Origin of the sequence: Rummeliibacillus pycnus, from assembly GCF_002884495.1 — a bacterium.
Taxonomy (GTDB): Bacteria; Bacillota; Bacilli; order Bacillales_A; family Planococcaceae; genus Rummeliibacillus; species Rummeliibacillus pycnus.
This window is the reverse complement of the sequence record NZ_KZ614145.1, coordinates 2,867,527-2,887,186: the sequence shown is the minus strand read 5'-3', so window position 1 is coordinate 2,887,186 and position 19,660 is coordinate 2,867,527. Positions and strand designations below refer to the sequence as shown.

At 38.6% G+C, this 19,660-nt stretch carries 18 protein-coding genes, 1 tRNA gene, 3 rRNA genes and 1 other RNA gene; 21 read left to right on the top strand and 2 right to left on the bottom strand.

The features are described 5' to 3' along the window. Positions 1–69 precede the first annotated feature (69 nt). The 3 genes from CEF14_RS14040 (at position 70) to CEF14_RS14030 (ending at position 2,569) form a co-directional block, all read left to right on the top strand. The gene (locus tag CEF14_RS14040) at positions 70–708 is read left to right on the top strand and encodes a deoxynucleoside kinase (protein WP_102693410.1); all 639 of its coding nucleotides are present in this window, start codon (positions 70–72) and stop codon (positions 706–708) included. Next, on the top strand, positions 705–1,376 hold the full coding sequence (locus tag CEF14_RS14035; RefSeq protein WP_102693409.1) for a deoxynucleoside kinase: 672 nt from the start codon (positions 705–707) through the stop codon (positions 1,374–1,376). The genes CEF14_RS14040 and CEF14_RS14035 overlap by 4 nt, the downstream gene beginning before the upstream one ends. A gap of 647 nt (positions 1,377–2,023) precedes the next feature. Next, complete coding sequence (locus CEF14_RS14030; RefSeq protein ID WP_211284617.1) at positions 2,024–2,569, top strand: LOG family protein; 546 nt, start codon at positions 2,024–2,026, stop codon at positions 2,567–2,569. A gap of 194 nt (positions 2,570–2,763) precedes the next feature. Here CEF14_RS14030 and CEF14_RS14025 read toward each other — a convergent pair. Continuing rightward, positions 2,764–2,856 (bottom strand) — tRNA-Ser (locus tag CEF14_RS14025). 448 nt (positions 2,857–3,304) lie between these two features. Between CEF14_RS14025 and ffs the strand changes: the two genes are divergently transcribed. The 18 genes from ffs to rsmI all read left to right on the top strand — a co-directional run bounded on the left by ffs (position 3,305) and on the right by rsmI (position 18,882). Next, positions 3,305–3,570, top strand: an RNA gene (ffs, locus tag CEF14_RS14020) — signal recognition particle sRNA large type. A gap of 143 nt (positions 3,571–3,713) precedes the next feature. Next, complete coding sequence (gene dnaX / locus CEF14_RS14015; protein WP_102693408.1) at positions 3,714–5,477, top strand: DNA polymerase III subunit gamma/tau; 1,764 nt, start codon at positions 3,714–3,716, stop codon at positions 5,475–5,477. Positions 5,478–5,503: 26 nt separating this feature from the next. Further along, positions 5,504–5,821, top strand: a complete 318-nt coding sequence (locus tag CEF14_RS14010; RefSeq protein WP_102693407.1) for a YbaB/EbfC family nucleoid-associated protein — start codon at positions 5,504–5,506, stop codon at positions 5,819–5,821. A gap of 12 nt (positions 5,822–5,833) precedes the next feature. After that, positions 5,834–6,430, top strand: coding sequence for a recombination mediator RecR (gene recR, locus CEF14_RS14005; protein ID WP_102693406.1), 597 nt, complete (start codon positions 5,834–5,836; stop codon positions 6,428–6,430). Between the two features lie 18 nt (positions 6,431–6,448). Continuing rightward, on the top strand, positions 6,449–6,661 hold the full coding sequence (locus CEF14_RS14000; protein WP_102694410.1) for a YaaL family protein: 213 nt from the start codon (positions 6,449–6,451) through the stop codon (positions 6,659–6,661). A 66-nt stretch (positions 6,662–6,727) separates the two neighbouring features. Then, on the top strand, positions 6,728–7,006 hold the full coding sequence (locus CEF14_RS13995) for a pro-sigmaK processing inhibitor BofA family protein (RefSeq protein ID WP_102693405.1): 279 nt from the start codon (positions 6,728–6,730) through the stop codon (positions 7,004–7,006). Positions 7,007–7,382: 376 nt separating this feature from the next. Beyond that, positions 7,383–8,932: ribosomal RNA gene (locus CEF14_RS13990) — 16S ribosomal RNA — on the top strand. A 311-nt stretch (positions 8,933–9,243) separates the two neighbouring features. Further along, a 23S ribosomal RNA gene (locus tag CEF14_RS13985) occupies positions 9,244–12,172 on the top strand. Positions 12,173–12,360: 188 nt separating this feature from the next. Further along, positions 12,361–12,477, top strand: a 5S ribosomal RNA gene (rrf, locus tag CEF14_RS13980). Together the 16S, 23S and 5S rRNA genes form the textbook arrangement of a ribosomal RNA operon. A 718-nt stretch (positions 12,478–13,195) precedes the next feature. Continuing rightward, complete coding sequence (tmk, locus tag CEF14_RS13975) at positions 13,196–13,822, top strand: dTMP kinase (RefSeq protein WP_102693404.1); 627 nt, start codon at positions 13,196–13,198, stop codon at positions 13,820–13,822. Between the two features lie 67 nt (positions 13,823–13,889). Further along, positions 13,890–14,219, top strand: coding sequence for a cyclic-di-AMP receptor (locus CEF14_RS13970; protein WP_102693403.1), 330 nt, complete (start codon positions 13,890–13,892; stop codon positions 14,217–14,219). A 20-nt stretch (positions 14,220–14,239) separates the two neighbouring features. Further along, positions 14,240–14,677 carry a YaaR family protein gene (locus CEF14_RS13965; protein WP_102693402.1) on the top strand — a complete coding sequence of 146 codons (438 nt, stop codon included), beginning with the start codon at positions 14,240–14,242 and terminating at the stop codon, positions 14,675–14,677. 64 nt (positions 14,678–14,741) lie between these two features. Beyond that, positions 14,742–15,746: a DNA polymerase III subunit delta' gene (holB, locus tag CEF14_RS13960; RefSeq protein WP_102693401.1), complete on the top strand. Its 1,005-nt coding sequence runs from the start codon at positions 14,742–14,744 to the stop codon at positions 15,744–15,746. After that, complete coding sequence (locus CEF14_RS13955) at positions 15,739–16,557, top strand: PSP1 domain-containing protein (RefSeq protein WP_102693400.1); 819 nt, start codon at positions 15,739–15,741, stop codon at positions 16,555–16,557. The genes holB and CEF14_RS13955 overlap by 8 nt, the downstream gene beginning before the upstream one ends. A gap of 22 nt (positions 16,558–16,579) precedes the next feature. Beyond that, on the top strand, positions 16,580–16,939 hold the full coding sequence (gene yabA / locus CEF14_RS13950; RefSeq protein WP_102693399.1) for a DNA replication initiation control protein YabA: 360 nt from the start codon (positions 16,580–16,582) through the stop codon (positions 16,937–16,939). Between the two features lie 69 nt (positions 16,940–17,008). Further along, positions 17,009–17,758, top strand: a complete 750-nt coding sequence (locus CEF14_RS13945) for a tRNA1(Val) (adenine(37)-N6)-methyltransferase (protein WP_102693398.1) — start codon at positions 17,009–17,011, stop codon at positions 17,756–17,758. Then, complete coding sequence (locus tag CEF14_RS13940) at positions 17,742–18,044, top strand: GIY-YIG nuclease family protein (protein ID WP_102693397.1); 303 nt, start codon at positions 17,742–17,744, stop codon at positions 18,042–18,044. The genes CEF14_RS13945 and CEF14_RS13940 overlap by 17 nt, the downstream gene beginning before the upstream one ends. After that, positions 18,007–18,882 carry a 16S rRNA (cytidine(1402)-2'-O)-methyltransferase gene (gene rsmI, locus CEF14_RS13935; protein ID WP_102693396.1) on the top strand — a complete coding sequence of 292 codons (876 nt, stop codon included), beginning with the start codon at positions 18,007–18,009 and terminating at the stop codon, positions 18,880–18,882. The genes CEF14_RS13940 and rsmI overlap by 38 nt, the downstream gene beginning before the upstream one ends. Before the next feature lie 228 nt (positions 18,883–19,110). Here the strand turns inward: rsmI and CEF14_RS13930 are convergent, their stop codons facing one another. Further along, positions 19,111–19,389, bottom strand: a complete 279-nt coding sequence (locus CEF14_RS13930; protein ID WP_102693395.1) for an AbrB/MazE/SpoVT family DNA-binding domain-containing protein — start codon at positions 19,387–19,389, stop codon at positions 19,111–19,113. Positions 19,390–19,660: the final 271 nt, after the last annotated feature.

Genomic DNA, 19,660 nt, shown 5'->3' with positions numbered 1-19,660 from the left:
TCCTTCATTTTTCTACTGTGTTAGAATTATAGTCATTGACTAAAAAAGATATGCGAAGGGGGATTTCTGATGCCTGTTCCGTTTATTACTGTAGAAGGGCCTATTGGCGTCGGAAAAACGTCACTTTCTAAAATAATTTCGGAGAATTTTGAGTTTCATTTATTGAAAGAAATTGTTGACGAAAATCCGTTTTTAAATAAATTCTATGAAGATATTAATGAGTGGAGCTTCCAAACGGAAATGTTCTTCTTATGCAATCGATATAAACAATTAAATGACACAAAAAAACTTATTTTGTCTAAAGATCAGCCAGTTGTAGCAGATTATCATATCTTTAAAAATTTAATATTTGCAAAACGTACGTTGCAACCATCAGAATTTCATAAGTACAAAGATATCTATCAAATTTTAACGATGGATATGATAAGACCCAACATTGTTATCTATTTGTATGCGAGTGTAGATACGCTAATGAAGCGTATTGCTATGAGGGGTAGAGAATTTGAAAAGATGATATCCAAGGATTATATGGAGCGGTTAGTAGGAGATTATCATGAGTTTATCCGTGCTTTTGAACAAGAGCATCCTGATATACCTGTTATTCGTTTTAATGGTGATGATATGGACTTCGTACAAAATATTGAAGATTTACAGGAAATTTTAAATACAGTTAAGGACACGTTAAAAAGAAGGAGCTTTAAGGCATGAATTTAAGAGAGAAATATTGCATTCCATCAAATGCTGTTATTACCATTGCAGGAACAGTAGGTGTCGGTAAATCAACAATGACAAAAGCGTTAGCAAACGCATTGAATTTTCGTACGTCATTTGAAAAAGTAGATACAAACCCCTATCTAGATAAATTTTATGATGACTTTAGTAAATGGAGTTTTCATTTGCAAATTTACTTCCTTGCTGAGCGATTTAAAGAGCAAAAACGTATTTTTGAGTATGGTGGCGGTTTTATCCAGGATCGCTCTATCTATGAAGATACAGGTATTTTTGCCAAAATGCATTATGATAAAGGGACAATGAGTCCAACTGATTTTGAAACATATACTAATTTATTTGATGCAATGGTAATGACACCATATTTTCCACATCCGGACTTGTTAATTTACCTTGAAGGTCCAATTGAAGATATCATTGCGCGTATTGAGGAACGTGGTCGTCCGATGGAGCAACAAACGGATAAAGAATATTGGTATGAAATGCATAACCGCTATGAAAATTGGATTGATGATTTCAATGCTTGTCCTGTACTTCGATTGGATATTAATGATTATGATTTAATGAAAAGTCCAGATACCATTGAAATCATTTTAGAAAGAATTGGCCATTTCATAGAGCAAACCTCTCATTTGCGACGTAGATAAATCAATTAATGGAACTATACGGAAAGTTGAAAATCATCTTTCCGTATAGTTCTTTTATTATCTAATGGTATAGATATAATAAATTTTCAAAGGAGTAGTCGAATCAATTTCATAAGTCAATTTTGTCAGTTTTCTGTTAAAAGATACGGACAATGCAACTTATAAAAGTATAAAATCTGTATATTCGAAAGTTCTACTTCGGAAAGCATTTCCGTGGGCTTAGCTTCAATTTCCTCGGATCAACATGATGTTAGTCACGGAGTCATTGACACAGGACGTGATGTTCTTAGGCCTTGTTTCTTAAAGCCATTCCTACGAGGCCTTTAACTTAAGCTATTCCCGTTGGACATTGAATTAGCATCCTCAAGTTAGCACTGCGCGAAGAAAATGCGAATGCATTTTCGAGGAGTCGCCGCCAAGCCCGAATTTTAATATAGATTTTGCATTATAAAATTGACTCAGTTAATAAAAGATTATAGTTTATTGTACAGTTCACTTGCTTGAATAATGTTCTATTTTTAATATTCTTTTACATATATATATTAAATGTAGTTCAATTTCTAACATTTTAGTATTAGATAGTATTTTGGAAATACGCTGCTAAATAAGGGAGAGTATATATAAATTATCTGATATTGGGGGATATTATGCGAGTAGGAATTTATTGTGGATCAAAGGTGGGGAAAAACCCGATATATGTACAAAAAGCCGAAGAATTAGGTGCTTACTTAGCCAGAAATCAAATAGATATCGTTTATGGAGGATCCAATCAAGGATTAATGGGGAAAATAGCTGATGCAGCTATTGCTAATAGTGGTCATGTTATTGGCGTAATGCCAGATTTTTTTCACTGGAAAGAAGTAATACATGAACATATTACTGAATTACATTATGTGAAGACCTTGCATGAACGTAAGGCTAAAATGATGGAATTAGCAGATTTACTAATTGCCTTACCTGGTGGAGCAGGAACAATGGATGAGTTTTTCGACGTTGTGACATTATCTCAAATAGGGCAGCATCATAAGCCAATATGTTTGTACAATATAAATCATTACTATCAATTGCTGCGATTACAACTACAATATATGGTTGATGAAGGATTTATGCAACAAGAACAATTAGACTATATTTATATTGTTCAAAAGCCAGAGGATTTACTACAAATTATTCAAAAAAAGGATGAAAGATAAGAAAATTCAAATGATAATCTAATAAAGTTCTTTTTCTATAGATTGTAAATCTATACTTTATAAAATATAAAAAAACAAACCACAAAGTAGTTTGTTTTAGAATTTTCAGATTATATAGCGTTAAGAAAAATTCGTTACAATTTGTAACGAATACAATCTCAATATTATGCGCGTGTTTTTTTATAAAAATAAAATGGAGGAGGAAGAGGGATTCGAACCCCCGCGCGGTTTGACCCGCCTGTCGGTTTTCAAGACCGATCCCTTCAGCCAGACTTGGGTATTCCTCCGAAAAAGTATTGCTGTCTTACTGACAAAATATACTTTATCACCATTTTTAAAACTCGTCAATAGTTTCGTGGAAAATTATTTTCTTTTTTAAAAAGATAAATTGTTACTTTCGAAACCGATCAATGAGTTGTTTCGTAATACATGAGTTCAATAAAATTCAGCGTAGTAAACGGCAGTATAAGTGAGCAATGACTATGATTTATGCTCATATATTTATTTAGATTAATTTATTTAAAAAAGACGGTTCAGGTAGAAAATCATTTTAAAAAGCTTCTCTCAAACGGGCGACAGCAGAAATATTTCCCGCATGAGGCATGTTACTTCGCATGCGAGAGGATGCTTTTTAGCGGAATGAAATGTCGGTTGTATTGTTAATATTAAAGCTTTTATTAAATGGTAAATTTTTTTAGTTGATTTTTTTTGTAACAGTTCGTATACTAGGAGTTGCCGTGCTAGGTGGGAAGGTAGCGGTGTCCTGTAACTCGCAATCCGCTTTAGCGAGACTGAATCCCTTTTTGAGGCTGTCCGTATGTTTGGTCTGCCTCTTGCACGTGGCGTTGACGATTGGGTCCTGCGCAATGAGTCCCCATGAACCATGTCAGGTCCGGAAGGAAGCAGCATTAAGTGGTCTCACTCATGTGCCGCGGGGTAGCCTAATCTGAGCTAACGACAAGAGTAACGCTTATGTACGGCTGTCGAGAAAAGGTGCACGGCATTAACCGTGTGAATTCAAACTCACTTGTCTTTTTGACAAGTGAGTTTTTTCTTTTTTATACATACTACAATCAAGGTTTCTAACCAGCTTTATGCTATAATAAATTTATTAAACTGTAACGGCAGAAAGGAGAGAAAACCATTGACATATCAGGCTTTTTATCGAGTGTATCGTCCACAATCATTTAGAGAAATGTCAGGACAATCTCATGTGAAACGAACACTTCAAAATGCTCTCCTAGCCAATAAAACAACTCATGCTTATCTATTCTCAGGTCCACGTGGTACTGGTAAAACGAGCACAGCGAAGATCTTTGCAAAAGCATTAAATTGTGAGCATGCTCCAACTGAAGAACCTTGTAATGAATGTGCAACGTGTAAAAGCATTACAAATGGTTCACATCCAGATGTGATTGAGTTCGATGCTGCATCCAATTCAAGTGTAGATGAAATGCGTGAGATTATTGAGAAAGTTCGTTTTGCACCTGCAAGCGCTCGCTATAAGGTTTATATCATTGATGAAGTGCATATGCTTTCTACAAGTGCCTTTAATGCGCTATTAAAGACACTAGAAGAACCTCCTTCGCATGTTGTCTTTATATTAGCCACTACTGAACCACATAAGATACCAGCAACAATCATTTCTCGTTGCCAACGTTTTGACTTTAAACGTTTATCTTCTGTAGATATTTTAGAACGTATGAAGGTAGTGCTTGAAGATATTCATTTGTCTTATGATGAACAAGCGCTAAAAGTAATCACTAAGTCTGCAGCTGGCGGTATGCGTGATGCGTTAAGTATGTTAGATCAAGTAGTTTCATTTAGTGGTGAACAGCTAACTCTTGAAGATGCACTATTTGTAACAGGGTCTATTAGTCAAGAAGTTTTTTATGAGTTGGCAAAAAGTTTAGCTGAAAGAGATGTAGCAAGAGTATTAGCTATGCTAGAACAATTAATGAGTGAAGGGAAAGATGCAGTTCGTCTTTCAGAAGATCTTATTACATTTTTTAGAGATCTATTATTAATTCAAACAGCACCAGATTTAGATGATTTACTTGAATTAGCTACGACAGACGAGAAGTTTCAAACGTTAGCTAACGATTTTTCGATGAATACACTTTATAGCTTTATTGATATTCTTTCGAAAACACAACAAGAGATGCGACTTTCATTACATTCAAAAGTATATTTAGAGACTGCCTTATTGAAAATGTCACAATCAAATACAATGCGGCCATCTACTGCACTTGTTTCTTCAGGAAATACTTCAGCAGATTCTCAGATTGTAGAATTGCAATCAAAGATTACAGAGCTAGAATCGTTAATTCACCAAATACAACAAGATGGCATAATAACTCAGAAGCAACCACAGGCACAATCTCATACAAGACAAAATGTTAAATCTTCAAGTACATTTAACGTTCATGTTGGTAGAATTCAAGAGGTTCTAAAAGCAGCTACAAAACACGATATTCAGATGATAAAAGGTGCATGGGCTGATGTGCTCCATCAGTTACCAAAGCCTCAATCTGCTTTACTTGAAGAATCAGAACCAGTGGCAGCATCAGCAAGTGCTTTTGTGTTAAAATTCAAGTATGATATTCATTGCCAAATGGCAGCAGATAATCAAGAATTAATTTCTAATTTTAGACAGTATATGGCGGGGGTAACAGGGAACCTTTATGAAATAGTTTTTGTGCCAGAAGAAAATTGGTTGAAAATTAGAGCAGATTTTATTCAACATCATAAGACGGAAAAAAAGGTTGAATCGGAAGATGTGGCTGGCGAACAAGTGTCTGAGGTTGTACAATCTATTTTAGTTGAAGAACAACAAGCTTCAGAAGATCCACTTGTTTTGGAAGCTGAAAAATTATTTGGTAAAGACTTTGTTGAAATTGAAGATTAAATTTAAATATTAGGAGGAATTTAACGATGCGTGGTATGGGTAATATGAATAACATGATGAAACAGATGCAAAAAATGCAAAAGAAAATGATGCAAGCACAAGAAGAATTGGCGGTTCAAACTTTCGAAGGAACTGCTAGTAACGGGCTTGTAAAAGTGGTGATGAATGGTCAAAAACAAGTGCAAGAAGTTGTTATTAGTCCAGAAGTTGTAGATCCGGAAGATGTTGAATTATTACAAGATATGATTATTATTGCTACGAATGCTGCAATTGCTAAAGTTGATGAAACAACAAATGCAACAATGGGGCAATTTACCAAAGGAATCAACCTTCCTGGATTTTAGGGGGAATAAAGGATGCATTATCCTGAACCAATATCCAAATTAATTGATAGTTTCATGAAGTTGCCAGGTATCGGGCCAAAAACTGCGTCCCGTCTGGCGTTTTTTGTGTTAACAATGCAAGAAGATGTGGTGCTTAATTTCGCTAAAGCTCTAATTGATGCTAAGCGAAATTTAAGCTACTGTTCTGTATGTGGGCACATTACTGATGTGGACCCTTGTCATATATGCCAAGATCCACAACGTGATCGTTCAACAATATGTGTAGTACAAGACACAAAAGATGTTATTGCGATGGAAAAAATGCGGGATTATCATGGTCTTTATCACGTGTTACAAGGTGCCATCTCTCCAATGGATGGTATAGGGCCAGAAGATATAAACGTTCCGTCTTTATTAAAAAGATTGCAAAACGAAGAAGTACAAGAACTGATATTAGCAACAAACCCTACAATAGAAGGCGAAGCTACAGCTATGTATATTTCGCGTCTTGTAAAACCATCTGGTATTCGTACAACTCGTATAGCCCACGGTTTACCTGTGGGAGGAGATTTAGAGTATGCAGATGAAGTAACTTTATCGAAAGCGTTAGAAGGTAGACGCGAATTGTAGAATGGGGTGCAAGAAGAAATGTTTTTTCGAAAACAAAAGTTGCGCAAAGAATACGATGAGAAGCTCATTCAGTTAATGCGTCTTACAAAGGAAGATTGGCAACATACACAGGAAATCGAAAACTTAATGGTTGATTACGATTTAAACATAATTGCACAGCGTAAGATTGCTGAGAGTAAACACTTCTATTTATTTAAAGAAGCACGTATTCGGAAAATTTTAATTAAATAACGAATGACATACAGTATTCCTGTCATATATATCAGTTACATCATATATTAATGGAGCGTGATTTATATGGCCAAGCTTGTAATTAGCTTGATAGGAGTGCTGTTTGTTTTTTATTGGGTATTAAGTAAACCAAAGGGGATAAAAAAGATTTTCGAGTTATTATCAAGTGTAGCATTTCGTATTACATTATCATTTTGTGTTTTGTATGCTCTGTCATATGGTGCAGGTTATTTAGGGGTATGGGTTCCTCTTAATTTTGCTTCTATACTCATTGTAGCGTTATTAGGGTTACCTGGAGTTGTGCTAGTAGTATGCTTAACGGGGTTTAATCACTTTTTTTTATAAAAGCATTGCAACATCCTGAATAAAGTGTTATATTAGGTGGGTTGCTAATTTAAATAGCAATAAAGAACATATCAATTATATTTAAAAAGTATTGACATTAAAGTGATAGATTGATATAATGTATAAGTCTTTAACGAAAGGCACTATAAATTATATCAAATTCTATAATGAAAACTCTTTTAAAAAAGATGTTGACATTAAAAAGATATGATGATATAATAATTAAGTCGTTAAGATGAAGACGAAATATGAACCTTGAAAACTGAACAAGCAAACGTTAATCAATAAACTTTGATCACTAACTTCTGTTAGTGACAAGGACAAAATGTTATCAATAGATAACGCTAGCAAAGCAAATGAGCTTTCAAACTTTATTTTTATGGAGAGTTTGATCCTGGCTCAGGACGAACGCTGGCGGCGTGCCTAATACATGCAAGTCGAGCGAATGACGAGGAGCTTGCTCCTCTGATTTAGCGGCGGACGGGTGAGTAACACGTGGGCAACCTGCCCTGTAGACTGGGATAACTTCGGGAAACCGGAGCTAATACCGGATAATCCATTTCACCTCATGGTGAAATGTTGAAAGGCGCTTTCGGGCGTCACTACAGGATGGGCCCGCGGTGCATTAGCTAGTTGGTGGGGTAACGGCCTACCAAGGCGACGATGCATAGCCGACCTGAGAGGGTGATCGGCCACATTGGGACTGAGACACGGCCCAAACTCCTACGGGAGGCAGCAGTAGGGAATCTTCCACAATGGACGAAAGTCTGATGGAGCAACGCCGCGTGAGTGATGAAGGTTTTCGGATCGTAAAACTCTGTTGTAAGGGAAGAACAAGTACGTTAGGAAATGAACGTACCTTGACGGTACCTTATTAGAAAGCCACGGCTAACTACGTGCCAGCAGCCGCGGTAATACGTAGGTGGCAAGCGTTGTCCGGATTTATTGGGCGTAAAGCGCGCGCAGGCGGTTTCTTAAGTCTGATGTGAAAGCCCACGGCTTAACCGTGGAGGGTCATTGGAAACTGGGAGACTTGAGTGCAGAAGAGGAAAGTGGAATTCCAAGTGTAGCGGTGAAATGCGTAGAGATTTGGAGGAACACCAGTGGCGAAGGCGACTTTCTGGTCTGCAACTGACGCTGAGGCGCGAAAGCATGGGGAGCAAACAGGATTAGATACCCTGGTAGTCCATGCCGTAAACGATGAGTGCTAAGTGTTAGGGGGTTTCCGCCCCTTAGTGCTGCAGCTAACGCATTAAGCACTCCGCCTGGGGAGTACGACCGCAAGGTTGAAACTCAAAGGAATTGACGGGGGCCCGCACAAGCGGTGGAGCATGTGGTTTAATTCGAAGCAACGCGAAGAACCTTACCAGGTCTTGACATCCCAGTGACCACTCTAGAGATAGAGTTTTCCCTTCGGGGACATTGGTGACAGGTGGTGCATGGTTGTCGTCAGCTCGTGTCGTGAGATGTTGGGTTAAGTCCCGCAACGAGCGCAACCCTTAATCTTAGTTGCCATCATTTAGTTGGGCACTCTAAGGTGACTGCCGGTGACAAACCGGAGGAAGGTGGGGATGACGTCAAATCATCATGCCCCTTATGACCTGGGCTACACACGTGCTACAATGGACGGTACAAAGAGTCGCTAACTCGCGAGAGCACGCTAATCTCATAAAACCGTTCTCAGTTCGGATTGTAGGCTGCAACTCGCCTACATGAAGCCGGAATCGCTAGTAATCGCGGATCAGCATGCCGCGGTGAATACGTTCCCGGGCCTTGTACACACCGCCCGTCACACCACGAGAGTTTGTAACACCCGAAGTCGGTGAGGTAACCTTTTGGAGCCAGCCGCCGAAGGTGGGATAGATGATTGGGGTGAAGTCGTAACAAGGTAGCCGTATCGGAAGGTGCGGCTGGATCACCTCCTTTCTAAGGAATATTTCGGAATACAGACCTTGGGTCTGTAAGATTAACGGTTGCTGTTCAGTTTTGAAGGCTCATCGCTTTCAAAACTTGTTCTTTGAAAACTGGATAAAACGACATTGAAGAAATTCTTAAGTAACACATTTTTTTATATTAAGTTTTAAATTTTTTAGGCTTAATAACTTGAAAGTTGTAAAAGGTTTCAAGACACGAGTAGTACTAGGAAATGAGTGAGTGAAAACCGGAGTGCACTTTGGTGCATGAGGATTTGAACGAGTGAAATTGACGACGTAATGCGATGTGTATTGAAAACTGAAGGTTAAGTTATTAAGGGCGCATGGCGGATGCCTTGGCACTAGAAGCCGATGAAGGACGGCACTAACACCGATATGCTTCGGGGAGCTGTAAGTAAGCTATGATCCGGAGATTTCCGAATGGGGGAACCCACTGTTCGTAATGGGACAGTATCTTGACGTGAATACATAGCGTCATGATGGCAGACTCAGGGAACTGAAACATCTAAGTACCTGAAGGAAGAGAAAGAAAATTCGATTCCCTTAGTAGCGGCGAGCGAAATGGGAAGAGCCCAAACCAAGAGGCTTGCCTCTTGGGGTTGTAGGACACTCTATACGGAGTTACAAAGGAATGAATTAGACGAAGCGGTTTGGAAAGACCTACCGAAGAAGGTAACAGTCCTGTAGTCAAAAGTTCATTCCCTCCAGAGTGGATCCTGAGTACGGCGGAACACGTGAAATTCCGTCGGAATCTGGGAGGACCATCTCCTAAGGCTAAATACTCTCTAGTGACCGATAGTGAACCAGTACCGTGAGGGAAAGGTGAAAAGCACCCCGGGAGGGGAGTGAAAGAGATCCTGAAACCATGTGCCTACAAGTAGTTAGAGCCCGTTAATGGGTGATAGCGTGCCTTTTGTAGAATGAACCGGCGAGTTACGATTACATGCAAGGTTAAGTTGAAAAGACGGAGCCGTAGCGAAAGCGAGTCTGAATAGGGCGAATGAGTATGTGGTCGTAGACCCGAAACCAGGTGATCTACCCATGTCCAGGGTGAAGGTAAGGTAACACTTACTGGAGGCCCGAACCCACGCACGTTGAAAAGTGCGGGGATGAGGTGTGGGTAGCGGAGAAATTCCAATCGAACTTGGAGATAGCTGGTTCTCTCCGAAATAGCTTTAGGGCTAGCCTCGTGATAGAGAATCCTGGAGGTAGAGCACTGTTTGGACTAGGGGTCCATCCCGGATTACCGAATTCAGACAAACTCCGAATGCCAGTGATTTATGCACGGGAGTCAGACTGCGAGTGATAAGATCCGTAGTCAAAAGGGAAACAGCCCAGACCACCAGCTAAGGTCCCAAAGTAATTGTTAAGTGGAAAAGGATGTGACGTTGCTTAGACAACCAGGATGTTGGCTCAGAAGCAGCCACCATTTAAAGAGTGCGTAATAGCTCACTGGTCGAGTGACGCTGCGCCGAAAATGTATCGGGGCTAAACAATTCACCGAAGCTGTGGATAGACATCTACGATGTCTGTGGTAGGAGAGCGTTCTAAGTGCTGTGAAGTCAGACCGGAAGGACTGGTGGAGCGCTTAGAAGTGAGAATGCCGGTATGAGTAGCGAAAGATGGGTGAGAATCCCATCCACCGAATGACTAAGGTTTCCTGAGGAAGGCTCGTCCTCTCAGGGTTAGTCGGGACCTAAGCCGAGGCCGACAGGCGTAGGCGATGGATAACAGGTTGATATTCCTGTACCACCTCCCTACCATTTGAGTAATGGGGGGACACAGTAGGATAGGGTAAGCGCACTGTTGGTTATGTGCGTCTAAATAGTAAGACGTGAGAGTAGGCAAATCCGCTCTCTATAACGTTGAGCTATGATGGCGAGCTCGTATGAGCGAAGTTCCTGATTTCACACTGTCAAGAAAAGCCTCTAGCGAGGTAGGAGGTGCCCGTACCGCAAACCGACACAGGTAGTCGAGGAGAGAATCCTAAGGTGAGCGAGAGAACTCTCGTTAAGGAACTCGGCAAAATGACCCCGTAACTTCGGGAGAAGGGGTGCTCTAGTAGGGTGCAAGCCCGAGAGAGCCGCAGTGAATAGGCCCAGGCGACTGTTTAGCAAAAACACAGGTCTCTGCAAAACCGTAAGGTGACGTATAGGGGCTGACGCCTGCCCGGTGCTGGAAGGTTAAGGGGATTGCTTAGCGCAAGCGAAGGTGAGAACCGAAGCCCCAGTAAACGGCGGCCGTAACTATAACGGTCCTAAGGTAGCGAAATTCCTTGTCGGGTAAGTTCCGACCCGCACGAAAGGCGTAACGATCTGGGCACTGTCTCAACGAGAGACTCGGTGAAATTATAGTACCTGTGAAGATGCAGGTTACCCGCGACAGGACGGAAAGACCCCGTGGAGCTTTACTGTAGCCTGATATTGAATTTTGGTACAGCTTGTACAGGATAGGTAGGAGCCAGAGAGACCGGAGCGCCAGCTTCGGTGGAGGCGTCCTTGGGATACTACCCCAGCTGTATTGAAATTCTAACCCGTACCCCTAAGCGGGGTAGGAGACAGTGTCAGGCGGACAGTTTGACTGGGGCGGTCGCCTCCTAAAGAGTAACGGAGGCGCCCAAAGGTTCCCTCAGAATGGTTGGAAATCATTCGCAGAGTGTAAAGGCACAAGGGAGCTTGACTGCGAGACCTACAAGTCGAGCAGGGTCGAAAGACGGGCTTAGTGATCCGGTGGTTCCGCATGGAAGGGCCATCGCTCAACGGATAAAAGCTACCCCGGGGATAACAGGCTTATCTCCCCCAAGAGTCCACATCGACGGGGAGGTTTGGCACCTCGATGTCGGCTCATCGCATCCTGGGGCTGTAGTCGGTCCCAAGGGTTGGGCTGTTCGCCCATTAAAGCGGTACGCGAGCTGGGTTCAGAACGTCGTGAGACAGTTCGGTCCCTATCCGTCGTGGGCGTAGGAAATTTGAGAGGAGCTGTCCTTAGTACGAGAGGACCGGGATGGACACACCGCTGGTGTACCAGTTGTTCTGCCAAGAGCATCGCTGGGTAGCTATGTGTGGACGGGATAAGTGCTGAAAGCATCTAAGCATGAAGCCCCCCTCAAGATGAGATTTCCCATTACGCAAGTAAGTAAGATCCCTTGAAGACGACAAGGTAGATAGGTTCGAGGTGGAAGTGTGGTGACACATGGAGCTGACGAATACTAATCGATCGAGGACTTAACCAAAAGTTGATTTAAGAACTTCAATAAACGTTTATCCAGTTTTGAAAGAACAAATCTTTCTATAGATGAGATTTTCAAGATATGAGCAGTACGAGGAAACGAACGAGTGAGAACCGGAGTGTACTTATGTACATGAGGATTCGAATGAGTGAAGTTGACGAAGTAATGCGAAGTAGATTGTAAATCGAAGGTCTAGTAATGATGGCAAAGAGGTCACACCTGTTCCCATGCCGAACACAGAAGTTAAGCTCTTTAGCGCCGATGGTAGTTGGGGGCTGTCCCCCTGCGAGAGTAGGACGTTGCTAGGCACACTTAAAGCACAACTGATGATTCAGTTGTGCTTTTTTTTATGACATTATTTATCAATAGACTTAGCAAATGTTTATTGATCGTATTATTCATGATTTATACTTTCATTAAGATAGTACATAGATAAAGTATCTAAAAAATATTTACCAGGAAATAGCCCGTCAATGTATTTGAAATGGTCAAATCAATTGCTAGCGAAGCATTATTAGAATTATATAAATGAGAGTAAATAGGTTATGGGAAAATAAATGATAACAGGATATCCATAATTTTTTTGTGGTAAAGCTATAATCTGGAAGAAATAATTTGTCCGAAAGGAGTATATATGTCCAAGAAAATATCCATTTTAAAGCCGATGATAGTTATTGTAACATTCATAGTAGGATTCTTATTTAAAAATAAAAACGCAAAATAGAGCGGATTTTTTATCTTATGGTTAATTTCAAACTATAGATACTTTCTTTGAATTGAATTGAGGAAAGACATTCAAAGAATTATTTTAATTAATTGAAGTTTTAGTAAGGTAAATCTAACAAAAAATAATTTCTGTGGTTTCACATCATATAACATATTGTCATCAAATGAATACTTTTATATGATTTCTTTGATTCAAGCATGATCTGTTTGTTCATCATATTTTAGCATATCCAATAGTATTATTAATTAGAACCAATCATGTATAATGATAAGTAATAGTATATATGAGAGGATTTCGTTATGACGAATAAATTATTTTTTACATTTGAAGGTCCAGAGGGCGCAGGAAAGACTACTGTACTTAAGTTGGTTGTTAATAAATTACAAGAAGAGGGAAGAAAAGTAGTGGCAACACGCGAACCAGGAGGTAGCGTGATTGCAGAAGAAATTCGACAAGTCATTTTAAACCCCGCACATACAGAAATGGATCCGAAAACGGAAGCACTATTATATGCAGCGGCAAGAAGTCAGCACTTTGTGGAAAAGATAGAACCTGCTTTAAAGCAGGGAAAAGTGGTTTTATGTGATCGCTTTATTGATTCATCATTAGCATATCAAGGTATAGGACGTGGATTAGGAATTGCTGGGGTAAAATCTATTAATCAATTTGCTATTGGTGATCGTATGCCCGATATGACCATCCTATTTGATTTAAATCCTGAAATTGGGTTGGCCCGTATTAATGAACATAAGGATCGAGAAGTTAATCGCTTAGATGTAGAAAGTCTTACTTTTCATGAAAGAGTGAGAGATGCATATTTGAAGTTAGCCGAAGAATTTCCAGAGAGAATTCAAGTAATTGATGCCAGCCAACCATTAGAAGTTGTTTTCCAAGATGTCTGGAAAGTTTTGAAAAATGCATTGTAAAGTAAATGAAGAGATTATATGAATTATGTTATACTTATAAAAGAACCTATTAGAGGAGTGAATGCCGATGAAATTAGTTGTGGCAGTTGTACAAGATCAGGATAGTAACCGTCTTTCAAACGCTTTAACGAAAAATGATTTTCGCGCAACCAAGTTGGCCAGTACTGGAGGATTTCTTCGTTCAGGAAATACGACGTTCTTAATTGGTACTGAGGATTCACTAGTTCAAAAGGTATTAGATGTTATTCGCGATAATTGTCGTTCTCGAGATCAAATGGTAGCACCAATTTCACCGATGGGGGGAAATGCAGATGCATACATCCCATATCCGGTAGAGGTTGAGGTAGGTGGAGCAACCGTTTTTGTTTTACCAATCGAACAGTTTCATCATTTTTAGGAGATGGAGGAGACAATTAAGTGAAGATCAACCAAGATCTGCGCATTGGATTGGATACAACTAGACAAAAGCTACCAAATCACCAGCCAACAACGAGATTTGGGGAATTTGTAGTAAAATCTGGACAACGCATGCAGACCGAACAAATTACAAAATTATTAGGCGATATTTCAACAGCTGGCGATCGTATTGCGAAATCTAAAAATTTACGTGATTTAGCGAAATTTAAGATGTTAGTCAAACGGTTTTTAAAGGAAGCAGTTTCATATGGTATGGAATTGAAACAATCGCATACATGGAATCGATTTGGTGAAGGCCGCCGCTTGAAAATAGTAGATACAATTGATGAAAAACTAATTGAGTTAACGGAAGATGTTCTAAATGAAGAAAAGGATTCTGTTGATTTGTTAGCTAAAATAGGTGAGATTAAAGGATTGTTAATCAACCTTTATACGTAAAACCCCGTGTCTCTTGGTATTTCGGAGCACGGGATTTTTTCAAACAAGAAAAAGGTGTTGAATGATGATGCATACAGCTGAAGAACTACTTAAATTACAACCAGTAGTGATGAAGCAGCTCCAAAAAATCTTTCAAAAAAGCAGAGTGGGGCATGCGTACATATTTGAAGGTGGTAAAGGTACTGGTACTGAGGAAGTTATGCTTTTCTTTGTTCGGCTACTATTATGCGAAAATCCACAAGAAGATGTTCCATGTGAAACATGTCGAAGCTGTCAGCGTATAAAATCAGGAAATCATCCTAATTTTCACCAAGTATATCCTGAAGGCCAATTTATAAAGGTAGATGCGATTGAGAAATTGCTAAATGAGATGAGTAAAACAGGACTAGAGGCAGGACGCAAAGTATATGTAATCCATAGTGCTGAACGATTAAATGTAAAGTCCGCCAATAAATTATTAAAGTTTTTAGAAGAGCCTGAGGGTGTAGTAACAGCTATATTTGTAACTCAAAATATTAACGCTATAATACCGACAATTCGTTCACGCTGCCAGCATATTAAATTTCAAGAAATTTCACGTGATGCAATGATGAAAGAGTTAGTCGCTACAGGGATTACTCAGTCAATGGCAGCAACAGTAAGTATGGTAACAAGTGATTTAGAAGATGCTTTTTCTCTTGCAAAAGATGATGCGTTTGCACAGGCTAGAAAAACAGTGTTAAAATTGGTAGAAGCAACCTTTAAAAATGTTCATGAAGCAATGCTAGTTGTACATGAAGATTGGTTACCTCTATTTAAAGAAAAAGAACAATTAGAATTAGCATTAGATTTAATGTTATTTGCTTTCCGAGATATAGTAGCAATTAAGGCAAATCCAGAGGCAATGTGTACGTATCCTGATTTACTTTCAACATGGAAAGAGGTAGCACTTCACACAACCTTCGATAAGCTATCATCGCAATTGCAGGCTATTTTGAATGCTCGCAAACAATTGCAAAGTAATATGAATAAGACATTGATGATGGAGCAGCTGATGCTGAATCTGCAGGAGGGAAGATCCTTTGTATAAAGTAGTAGGTGTCCGCTTTAAAAAGGCGGGTAAAATATATTATTTTGATCCCGGAGATTATTCTCTAGAAAAAGGTCAGTATGTTATTGTAGAGACTGCTAGAGGTATTGAATATGGGAGAGTCGTTGTTTCTATCAAACAAGTTGGAGAAAACGATGTTGTTCTACCATTAAAACAAGTTGTGCGACCAGCAAATGAACGTGATCGTATACAAGTAGATGAAAATGCAATTGAATCTAAACGTGCTTTTGATTTAGCTACAGAGAAAATCATTGCCCATGAATTAGAGATGAAGTTGGTCGATGTTGAATATACATTTGATCGAAATAAAATTATTTTTTATTTTACGGCGGAAGGAAGAGTCGATTTCCGCGAATTAGTTAAGGATCTTGCTGCTATTTTCCGTACACGCATTGAACTAAGACAAATTGGTGTGCGGGATGAAGCAAAAATGTTAGGTGGTATTGGTCCTTGCGGGAGAATGTTATGCTGTTCAACATTTTTAGGTGATTTTGAGCCGGTATCAATTAAAATGGCAAAAGATCAGAACTTATCGCTCAATCCTTCAAAAATATCAGGTTTATGTGGACGTTTAATGTGCTGTTTAAAATATGAAAATGATGAATATGAAGAAGTACGAGGGCAAATGCCAGATATTGGTCAAACAATTACGACACCTGATGGCAGAGGAAAAGTCATTGGATTGAATATATTAGAACGAGTGCTTCAAGTTGAATTATTTGAGGAACAACGAATCTTAGAATATACATTGGATGAAATATTACAGTATGAAAATAGTTCAGTCCAATAGAGGGAATAATGAGGTGGCTTGAGTGAAGGACCGTAATTTCTTAGATACTGTTATGGAGTTCGAACAACAGCTTGAATCGATGCAAAAACAATTTGAGGCATTGAAGAAATTTGTTGCACTCATGATGGAAGAGCATCAAACATTGCAAATGGAAAATCATCATCTTCGAACGCGTTTAGAAGAAGTTCTTTCAGTAAAACCGGAGGGACAGGTTAAACTAAATGATGAGGAAGAGAAAAAAGAGATGATTGATGTCGGAGAAGGTTATGATAATTTAGCCAGACTATATCATGAAGGATACCATGTTTGTCATGTGCATTTTGGTAGTTCAAGAAAAGGTGAGGATTGTTTATTCTGCCTATCATTTTTAAATAAACAATAATTGATAAAGAAGACTGATCCCGCTTCAATTAGTGGTTGTCAGTCTTTTGTTATGTTGGAGGGTAAATAAATGGAACAATGGTTGAAGGAAGATGAAAGAATGGATTACCTATTAGCAGAGAATTTACGTATTATTCAAAGTCCATCTGTTTTTTCATTTTCATTGGATGCCGTTTTATTATCAAAGTTTGTAAGTGTCCCTTATCAAAAAGGAGATTTAGTTGATTTGTGTACGGGAAATGGTGCTATTCCTTTATTCCTAAGTGCACGTACGAAAGGGAAAATTATAGCAGTTGAATTGCAAGAACGACTTGTTGATATGGCGAAAAGAAGTGTGGAATATAACCAATTACAACAGCAAATCAAAATCATGCAAGGTGATGTTCGAAATATTGCTCCAGTGTTAGGAATTGAAAAATATGATGTAGTAACATGTAATCCTCCATATTTTCCAGCACATGAAGCAAGTGAAAAGAATTTAAAGGAACATGTCGCTATTGCTCGACATGAGATTTATTTAAAATTAGATGAAATGATCTATTCAGCCAGTAAGCTTCTAAAGCAAGGCGGAAAAGCAGCATTTGTCCATAGACCAGGGAGATTACTCGATATCGTTACAGCAATGCGAGCAAATCGATTAGAGCCAAAACGTATTCGCTTTGTTTACCCTAAGGCAGGTAAAGAAGCAAATACATTATTAATAGAAGGAATTAAAGATGGCAAACCAGATTTAAAAATTTTGCCTCCATTATATGTATATAATGAAGATGGTGAATATACTGCTGAAGTGAGAGAAATGCTATATGGAGAAAGTCAATGATCATTTTATGTATGTTTTAGAATGTGCAGACGGTACGTACTATACAGGATATACAACTGATTTGAAAAAACGCGTTGCTGTACACAATTCTGGGAAGGGTGCAAAGTATACGAGAGCACGTAGACCTGTACACTGTATTTATTTCGAAACGTTTGAGACAAAACATGATGCTATGAGTGCTGAGTATTATTTTAAAAAGCTATCGAGAAAACAAAAAATGAATTATATTGCAACAAGGAGTGAATCGAGTGAAATCACAGAAAAGCTCAATACACGAGGATGGTAGTTGCTTATATTTAGTAGCAACGCCGATCGGTAATTTAGAAGATATGACAATGCGAGCAATTAGAATTTTAAAAGAAGCAGACATAATTGCGGCAGAAGATACACGTAATACGAAAAAACTTTGTAATTACTTCGATATAGATACACCTTTGATAAGTTATCATGATCATAATCAAGAGCAAGGTGGAGAAAAGTTATTACAATTCTTGCGTGAAGGGAAAACAGTGGCACTTGTCAGTGATGCTGGATTACCTTGTATTTCAGATCCTGGTGCGGATATTGCGGCAAAAGCTATTGAGGAAGATTTTGCGGTTGTTCCTGTACCAGGTGCAAATGCAGCAATAACAGCTTTAATTGCTTCGGGATTAGTACCTCAACCATTCTATTTTTTGGGATTTTTAAGTCGACATAAAAAAGACCGTAGAGAATCATTGGAATCATTAAAAAAACGGCATGAGACGATTCTATTTTACGAAGCTCCACATCGTTTAAAGGATACACTGAAAGATATGCAAGCTATATTTGGCAATCGTCGAATCGTGATGGCACGTGAGTTAACAAAGAAATTTGAAGAATTTTTGAGGGGAACTTTAGAAGAGGCAGTAGAATGGGCAAATAATAATGAAATACGTGGAGAATTTTGTCTAGTAGTTGAAGGCAATTTAAATGAAGAAAATATTGATGAAGTAAATTGGTGGGATCAGCTGTCTATTGTAGAACATGTCAATCACCTCATTGAGAATCAAAAGATATCATCAAAAGAAGCCATTAAAGAAGTAGCGAAGGTGCGTAATCTGGCTAAAAGAGATGTTTATCAACAATATCATATTGAAAACTAAATAGTTTCTGTAAGAAAAATTTTATATACGGTTGTAAATAGTTTATGCTGGATTACCCACAAAAGAAGGATATCTTGGATATAAATAAAAAGCCCATCCGAAATGGCGAATATTTCGGATGGGTTTTTTAATATATAAAAAATCACATTTGAAAACAAGGTAAGGTAATAAAGTAAAAAATAACTCATTATTGTATATCTTGTTGATCGAATTGATTTGTCCAAGAAATTATTTATTTAATTTTGCTTGGATTTCTTTCATAAGGATTTGTGCACCTTCTGGGCTTAGGATTAAGTTACCGCCAGCTAAACGGAAGTTATCATCTGATACTTCACCAGTTACAGCACAAGTCATATTTGGCATATATTTTTTTAAGATGATTTTATCATCATCCACATAAATTTCTAAAGCATCTTTTTCTGCGATACCTAAAGTACGGCGAAGTTCAATTGGAATTACCACGCGACCAAGTTCATCAACTTTACGTACAATACCAGTAGATTTCATAACAAGAGTTCCTCCTATAGTTTCTTAATATTATTTTTCGTCAAATTTCGACATAAACTCTGTGTCTGTCCTATATCATACCAACTAATGACATATACGTCAATTATTTTTGACTGTATTTTAAACACTTTTTCAAAATATTACCGTTCTTTAAGGATTTTAATCATATTGATTTGTTTTATTTTGCTCAATTTTTGTACTTTTATACGTTTTTTTGCTTAGATTTCAGGATAGATTTGTCTATAAATATTTTTCGACAAAATTAGACAAA